This is a genomic window from Thermogutta sp., from assembly GCF_014359955.1.
Lineage (GTDB): Bacteria > Planctomycetota > Planctomycetia > Pirellulales > Thermoguttaceae > Thermogutta.
This window is the reverse complement of sequence record NZ_JACIYL010000161.1, coordinates 1-7,258: the sequence shown is the minus strand read 5'-3', so window position 1 is coordinate 7,258 and position 7,258 is coordinate 1. Positions and strand designations below refer to the sequence as shown.

Below are 7,258 nucleotides of genomic sequence, written 5' to 3'. Positions count from 1 at the left end.
AATCTCTGCAGGGTCAAGAATCAACGGTTTCTTGGGCACAGTCAGCTCCTTAACGCCTTGCGCACCGAAACTGTTCCGCCGAGCGTTCGCTCATCGCACCCCTATCGCTGGACAATATTCCCGGGCAACGAGCCAACCTCGCCATGTGCCCGGCGTCCCCAATTGCCCGGACCTGATCGTAACTCACGGCCGGGAACGGACCGAGCGATTACGTGCGGACAACCCACCGTTTTGCCCGACGCGCCTTCGAGTTGGCAGGCCGCCGACCGTGGTTCGCCTTTTTGATCTGACGATGCGGTTTTGCCATAGAAGGATCCCTTTTGATTGCTGAACAATTGACAACCCAATCCGCCGGCACGAACCGGAAAACGAAAACCCCTCCCGTTTTTTATCATAAACCGCGGGAGTTACGGTAGAGATAATCATCCAACGTGGCGGCGACCACCGTCCAGACTCTGGTCCCGGCCGGGAGTCGCCAGACACCGCCACCCGGAACTTTTAGTTTAGCCGACTCTCTCTATTCTGTGAAGGCAACAGGGGAGCCAAGCCGGGCATTCTGGGAAGTTTTGGTAACATCGCATGACGACTCGCGAACCGCCAGGCCAACCATCAGAAAGAGCACGGCATTCATGTCCAGAATAATGGAAACGTCGTGGAAAAGCCCATTGACCACGTAGGCGACAACGGCGACCAGTGCCAGAAGGCTCATCGGCCGAGCAGGATTTCCCCAGTTTCGTCGGAACACTCCCACCGAGGCGGCAAGAAAACATCCGAACAACCCCAGGCCGATGACACCCGTCTCTACCAGAAGGGAGAGAAACACATTGTGCTGCGTGTATGGCTTGGCCTGCCGCAAAGGGAGAGGAGCAGTCGGGTCTTCCAGATAGGCGAGTTTTGCGCGATCGTACTGAGCCAGTCCAAAGCCGAACATCGGTCGCTCCTGAAACATGCGCCAGGCGGCCGCCGCGAGGAGTGGCCGAAGCTGGACAGAACGGGCTGCTTCATCGGCGGAAAGATGACGATCGCGTTTCATCTCGCGAAAATAGACGCCCGCCACCAATCCCGCTCCCAGCAACATGAGCAGGGCGGTCGTCACCCAGGCGGCACGGAAGCGTGAGGGCGTCACCCACGCGCCGACCACCATCACACATGCGGCGGCAGAAAGCCATACACTGCGCGTGAGGGTACAAGCGACAGCCACGGCGAAGAGCCCATGCCCCAGAAGAAAGAGCGCCCGCCGGGGAGGCGGTGCCTGCACCGTGAACACCGTCCAGGCCGCCCACCCAATGAGGATGAGGAAGCCGTTCCCCACTGGATTGAGCAACGGCCCCCGCGCACGTCCGAAGAACTCGTCCGTAATGGATGTGTCCGCAATATAACGGGGAAACACGAGGGCATTCCAGCCGAGAACTTCCGCCAAACCGGTGAGCGACAGATAAACGGCGAGGGCACTGAAGACGACGAGTGTCGCACGTTGACCGGAGGGATTGTCGCCGAATCGCCTTGCCGCCACGTACAAGGTGGCGGGAAAAGCATAGAAGAAAAGCCAGCGGGAAAATCCGCTCGTCACCCCTGTCAGCAAAAATCCGCCCGTGGCTGAGACAAACAAGTAAATCAAAAGGAGCCCTGCGAAAAAATCAGCCCGAACGAGGCACGACAAATCGGGTCGTCGGCGGAGGAAATCCGCCCCCAGGGCCACAACGAGCAGGCCCCAGAGAACCCGGTCCAGGCTGAGAGGGAACGGCTTTTCCACATGCCAGAAGAAATACCCCAGGCAGATGGACGTGACCACCGTGAGCAGAGTCAGGCCATAAAGACCTGTTTTTCGCCACAGGACGGCCAGCCAGGAGCTGGCGGCGAGCGTGCCCATTCCGACCAACGTCAGTGTACCCAGCTCAGTGGTCACAGACGGCCTCTCCTGTCGCCACGGGAAGTTGGGTGGTCTGAATCAACGCCCGATGCAGGAGCGAGGGTTCGCCACAAACCACCACTGGCAAGTCCGGGAAAGCGGATGGCCGGTCAACCTGCGGCTCCTCCGCCGTCGCACTGGGGTGCCGGGGAGATTCCCTCGCCGCCTGCTCTTGTGGCACGAGAGCAGACTCGGGAGTCGGGGCCTCCACGCGATTCGTCCGGGGAGTGCTCTGAGCCGTCGGAACGAGCCACAAAAAGACGGCCAATCCCACCATCAGTCCACAGGCCGCGCCTCCGGCGATGATAGTCAGGCGACCGGGTCCCACAGGGTGTGCCCCTGTCTGCACGGGTTCCACCGGCACCACGAATCGCGAACTTGCCACGGCAGCCTGGGCGGCTCGGGCTTGATTAAGCTGCTGACGGATGCTCTCCAGAGCCTGGCTCTCCGATCGAACTCGCGCGGCAATTGTCCGGTACTCCGGCAACAGTGCCATGAGCTTTTCGACTCGGGCCGATTCCTCCCGCCGCTGATTGCGCAGGTACTCCAACTGGGAGCGGATCATCGCCCGCTCATGGCGAACGGCTTCGATGGCGGTGGGCACCTCCTCGGCGATTCGCCGACGCAGTTCGTCCAGGGAGAGCCGGGCCGCAATGACCGCCGGATGTTCCTCGGCGTATTGCCCTTCCAGAGAAATGAGACGCACCTCAGCCTCGGTTAGGGCCTCCTGAAGTCGCCGGAGAGTCGGATGGGCCTCCAGAAGAGCGGCGGGGACCGCCTGGAGTTGCGAGGGAGTCTCTCGGACCTGCGTCAACACTTCCAGCATTTTGTCATAGGAGAGCTGACGGCTCTCCAGCGCCTGGATCTGACCGTCGAGTTCTTCGAGCGACGATCGCAGGCCGCTTGTATCCGGCTTCTCCTCCAACAGCCGGAGGGTGATCCCGTCCGCACCCAAGTTGGCTTCCATCTTTTGGAGTCGCTGTTGATCAGCCTCCAGAGCGGTTTCTGTCGCCCGCTGGGCCCGGGTCAGCTCCTCCGCCATCTCTGCCGTTCTTCGCGCCTGCAACTCCTGGAGGGCGTGGTCGGCGTGGCGGACCAGGGCCTCCGTCAGTCGGACTGCGCGAGCCCGGCTCCTATCGCGAACCCGGACGGAGACCACGTCGCTGGCCCCCCATTCATCTCCCGCCACGGGGACGATTTTCACGGCTTCTCGCAGGGCGTCGATATCCGTCAGCGTCGGGAAAGAAGAGCCCTTCCTCCGCTGTGGCCCCACTTCTTTCAAGACCTCTTCCAGGACGGTCCGGCTTTGAATAATGGTCACAAGAGTATTCTGAAGGTCCCGTCGCTTTTGATCGGCGAGGGCATCCTGGAGACCACCGGCAAAGGCTTCCGGCCGAATGACGACGGACTGATGGGCTTCCCAAACTGCGGGCTTCAAAACGGCCACGAGAACAGCCAGCACCACCACACACAGGGCACATCCCAGAGAGATGTACACGGGGTATTTCCACCAAACGTGTGAGGTTGTGCACTCTGAAAGCAAGACGCCGGGCTGGGATTCGGACGCAGACAATTCGTCCCATCCTGAAGACGTAAGATCGTTCTCAGACGCCGGACCCGGCGTGCCCTTGACAACCTTCGGCAAGCGATCAGTCATTGGGACGGTTCTCCGAAACTTGTCACGAACCATCGCGCTCCGCTGTTTCCCAAAACACCACAGAAACGATGACCCTCTGGTGAAAACGCTTTTCAAAAGAACGGGCGGATTGTCATCCAACGACGCCCCCAGAGGAGTATAGGTCGTGCTGGGAGACCGTGTCTCTGGCATCGGAAAAGAACTTCTGTAGCGAATTTGCCAACAAGACGGGCGGTGCCGAAGTGGGTATGTTGCCGGTCGGCTTTGACCTTTCTGTCTGAATGTCCCACATTTTTTCAGCGGTCATCCGGCGAATTGCTGCTTCCGGTGGTTGCGTCTGCCGTTGGAAAAGATCGTAAGTTCATAAACATGGTCGATCAGCACGAGTGGTCCGTCCGTATTCACGAAGACTTCCGCGAGCTGGAACAGCTCAAAGGCCAGTGGAATCGATGGGCCGAAGATCAACCGTTCCGTCGATATGAGTGGCAACGGACGTGGTGGGAGGTTTATGGCTCCGCGTCGCGATCCCGGAAACGCCCCCGGCTTCGCGTTCTGGAGGTCAGACATGGCGGGGAGCTCGCCGGGATTGTCCCCCTCTATTGCCAGTGGCATCCTCTTTGGGGTTGGGTTCTTCGCTGGCTGGGATCGGGAGAGGTGTGCAGCGACTACCTCGGGCCGATCGCTCCGGCGTGCTATCAGGAGTCTGTCGGCCGAGTTACCCTCATCGCTCTCCACGCGATGGCGACGGGAAAGAGTCACTTCCAGGATGTGTCGGTTGACCGATCTGGCACTCAGCGGGTGGGTTTCCATCGCATTGACTGGGATGGAATGAAGGCCGACGATCCAGCCCTCCACGCTGTGCGCACTCAGGCCGAAGCCTTGAAATGGGCCCTCGACATTCGTCCCACAGAAAGCGCCTGGCAGATCCCTCTTCCCCGCACATGGGAAGAATATCTCGCCAGCCTTCAGCCCCGCTCAGTACGGCGGCGTTATCGCCGGCTGTCGCGGGCGTACCTCGACCATCCTGATCTTGTTCTCCATGTGGTCGGTAACCAGGAAGTGATCGGGACACCCTGTGATGATAACTGGCAGTCGGCGTGGAATATTCTGGTGCAACTCCATCAGGCGCGGAGAAACCAACTGGGCGATCAAGGCCGCTTCGCGTCAGCGCCATTTGAGATTTTTCACAGGCGCATTCTCGCAGAGTATCTGCCGGCCGGGCGGGCCGCTCTGGCCTGGTTGGAATGGCAGGGTCAGCCTGTCGCCGCGGAATATCTCCTTATATCCGGCAGAACGCTGATGGCCTACCAATCCGGGGTCAACCCCGATTTTCTCACCCTTTCCCCGGGCCACATCATGAGCCTTTCGCTCATTCGCAAGGCGATTCACCGCGGGTTTGAGACGTTCGATTTCCTTCGCGGGGACGAGCCCTACAAGAGGCATTTCGGCGCCAAACCGACGCCCCTCGTTCGTATCCGCGCGGCGCCCCCGCAGGTGAACGCCCGCTGGCGATTTACTCTCTGGAACTGGGGCCGCCGCTCCCGGGAATTCCTGCGAGGCATGAAAGTCGCGCGTAGCGCTTTCGCAGGAACCGCAACAGCGGAAGACCTACCTGCCGCCGTGGAGAGTTGATGATCGACATGCTCAAGACGAACGGGAGAGAATCCATGCCCCAAGCAGGTGTGGCCGGCCAGTTCATGAAAGCCTTAAAACAGGGACTGTTGCCGGTGTACTATCTTTCCACCATCGCGTTCCGCAAATGGTTGCGCCGGCGACTGGCGGAAAAAGGCCGGGCTCCTCTTTCCGTCCTGATGTACCACCATGTGTCTCGGGACTGCCCTGCGTCATGGTGCACCGCGCTTGGAGCGTTTCGTCGCCATGTCGCGTGGCTCCAACGGCATTGCACTGTTCTTTCGCTGGCCCAGGTTCAGGAGAGTCTTCTTTACGGAAGATGGGCCAGTCGTCCGGCGGCTGCGATCACGTTCGACGATGGTTATGCCGACAATCTCCGCGCCCTCGCGGATCTTCTCGAAGCCGGCATCCCCTTCACGTATTTTGTGACGGTCGAGAACATCCGTACGGGAAAGCCTTTTGAACACGATCTTGCCCAGGGCTATCGCTTTCGGCCGAACACGCCTGCGGAGATCCGAGCACTGGCCGAGGCTGGAGCCGACATCGGCTCCCACGGCTGGACCCACGCGGAATTTCATCGACTCTCCCCTGGTGAACTCTCCCGTCAATTGGACTCCAGCAAGAAATGGCTGGAAGATTTGATCGGGCAACCGGTAAGAGCGGTGTCAGTGCCGTTCGGGCGTCCGGAACACGTCACTCCCGCGGTGATTCTTGCTGCCCGCCGAGCCGGCTACAAGATCGTGTGTTCGGCATACGGGGGCTACAACCTTCCTTTCCGTCACCCCTTTCATATCCTCCGATTTGCGGGTGATAATTGCCTGTGGCGACTTCGCAATCGGCTTACCGTTGACCCTCGGCTGTTGCGCCGAACACTCACGCAATATATGCCCATTGACGCTGAATGGGATCCGGACGCGGTGGTCGGACCTCGTCCCCGCGAAGTGATCCCCGGGCCGAGGGAATCGCTTTCGTCATCCTCCCTGCCCATCCTCCCGCTTTGCCAAGATCACCGAATTTCGTGCTCCTGGTCCAGAATAAATGGCGAAGAAGCAGGAACCCCTTTTACGCACATCGACGGGATCTCGGACAGCCGCTTATGACACTCAACAACGTGTGCACCCTTCAACGGGAAACCTCATGTTCCGTGGAGGACCGGCCCGTTACGACATCGCCGGTCTATCCTAAAGCCTCGATGTCGTCTCTCATGACGGGCATGGCGCTTTTGCTGGCCGCCTCCGTAGTCCAGCGACTGGTGGGCTTTGTTCGCGCTACGCTCTTCTGCCGCTGGTTGGATGCGTCCCAGTTGGGTCTGTGGGACATGGCGTTCGGATTTCTGATGACGGCCACTCCTCTGATGATCCTTGCCCTGCCGGGTTGCCTGGGTCGCTATGTGGAGTATTACAGGCAACGGGGTATGCTCGGCCTGTTTTTGAAGAGGACCGCCGTCGTCAGCGGACTGCTCGCGCTCTGCGGAGCAGCGGCGGTGGCGATTTGGGCCAGCCCGCTGGCGGAGCTCGTCTTCGGAGACAGGTCCTATCGCCCTCTTGTTTACTATCTCGCCTTGGCCCTCGTGACCGTGGCCGCTTTCAACTACCTCTACGAACTGGCCATGGCGTTGCGGCTCAACCGCTGGATCAGTCTCATCCAGCTTCTCAACAGCATTCTGTTCGCCGTGCTGGGGCTGGGACTGCTCGTCCTCTGGCGGAATGATGCGCGAACTGTCATCATCGCCTACGCGCTGGCCTGCGCCATCACTGCTGTCGTCGCTCTTTTTGGTTTCAGGCCCTGGCGTCTCGCTGCTGGCGAGGCCAAGCCCGTCTCGCTCCAGGAGTCGTTTTGGCCCCGGATTCTCCAGTACTCTCTGTGGATGTGGGCAGCCGGGGCTATCAGCAACCTGTTTGCCGTCGTGGATCGGTACATGGTCCTCCACTGGTTGCCGCCCGATCACGGTGACCCCCTTGCCCTGTTGGGTGACTACCACGCATCTCGGCTTGTGCCGATGCTGTTCGTCTCTTTGGCAGGGCTCTTCGCGGCGATGAGCACACCGCATCTCAGTCATCTGTGGGAGACCGGCCAAGCCC

Annotated in this window: 6 protein-coding genes; 4 read left to right on the top strand and 2 right to left on the bottom strand. The window is 60.3% G+C overall.

Going from position 1 to position 7,258, the window contains the following annotated elements:
* A partial coding sequence (locus H5U08_RS07000; RefSeq protein ID WP_297031602.1) for a hypothetical protein occupies positions 1 to 285 on the top strand: 285 nt, incomplete at its 5' end.
* Between the two features lie 232 nt (positions 286 to 517).
* Here H5U08_RS07000 and H5U08_RS06995 read toward each other — a convergent pair.
* On the bottom strand, positions 518 to 1,906 hold the full coding sequence (locus H5U08_RS06995; protein WP_297031600.1) for an O-antigen ligase family protein: 1,389 nt from the start codon (positions 1,904 to 1,906) through the stop codon (positions 518 to 520).
* On the bottom strand, positions 1,896 to 3,566 hold the full coding sequence (locus H5U08_RS06990; protein WP_297031599.1) for a hypothetical protein: 1,671 nt from the start codon (positions 3,564 to 3,566) through the stop codon (positions 1,896 to 1,898). The genes H5U08_RS06995 and H5U08_RS06990 overlap by 11 nt, the downstream gene beginning before the upstream one ends.
* Before the next feature lie 348 nt (positions 3,567 to 3,914).
* On the opposite strand from H5U08_RS06990, the gene H5U08_RS06985 reads away from it, so the two are divergent.
* From H5U08_RS06985 to H5U08_RS06975, 3 genes are all read left to right on the top strand, one after another.
* Positions 3,915 to 5,177, top strand: coding sequence for a GNAT family N-acetyltransferase (locus tag H5U08_RS06985; RefSeq protein WP_297031597.1), 1,263 nt, complete (start codon positions 3,915 to 3,917; stop codon positions 5,175 to 5,177).
* 35 nt (positions 5,178 to 5,212) lie between these two features.
* Positions 5,213 to 6,277 (top strand): polysaccharide deacetylase family protein, encoded by a 1,065-nt coding sequence (locus H5U08_RS06980; RefSeq protein WP_297031596.1) that lies wholly within the window; start codon positions 5,213 to 5,215, stop codon positions 6,275 to 6,277.
* Positions 6,274 to 7,258 (top strand): oligosaccharide flippase family protein (locus H5U08_RS06975; protein ID WP_297031594.1); only part of this gene is annotated, 985 nt, incomplete at its 3' end. The genes H5U08_RS06980 and H5U08_RS06975, both read left to right, overlap by 4 nt.

Coding starts and splice junctions, on each gene's coding strand:
- H5U08_RS06980 (WP_297031596.1), top strand. CDS start 5,213: ATGCCCCAAGCAGGTGTGGCCGGCCAGTTCATGAAAGCCTTAAAACAG.
- H5U08_RS06990 (WP_297031599.1), bottom strand. CDS start 3,566: ATGACTGATCGCTTGCCGAAGGTTGTCAAGGGCACGCCGGGTCCGGCG.
- H5U08_RS06985 (WP_297031597.1), top strand. CDS start 3,915: ATGGTCGATCAGCACGAGTGGTCCGTCCGTATTCACGAAGACTTCCGC.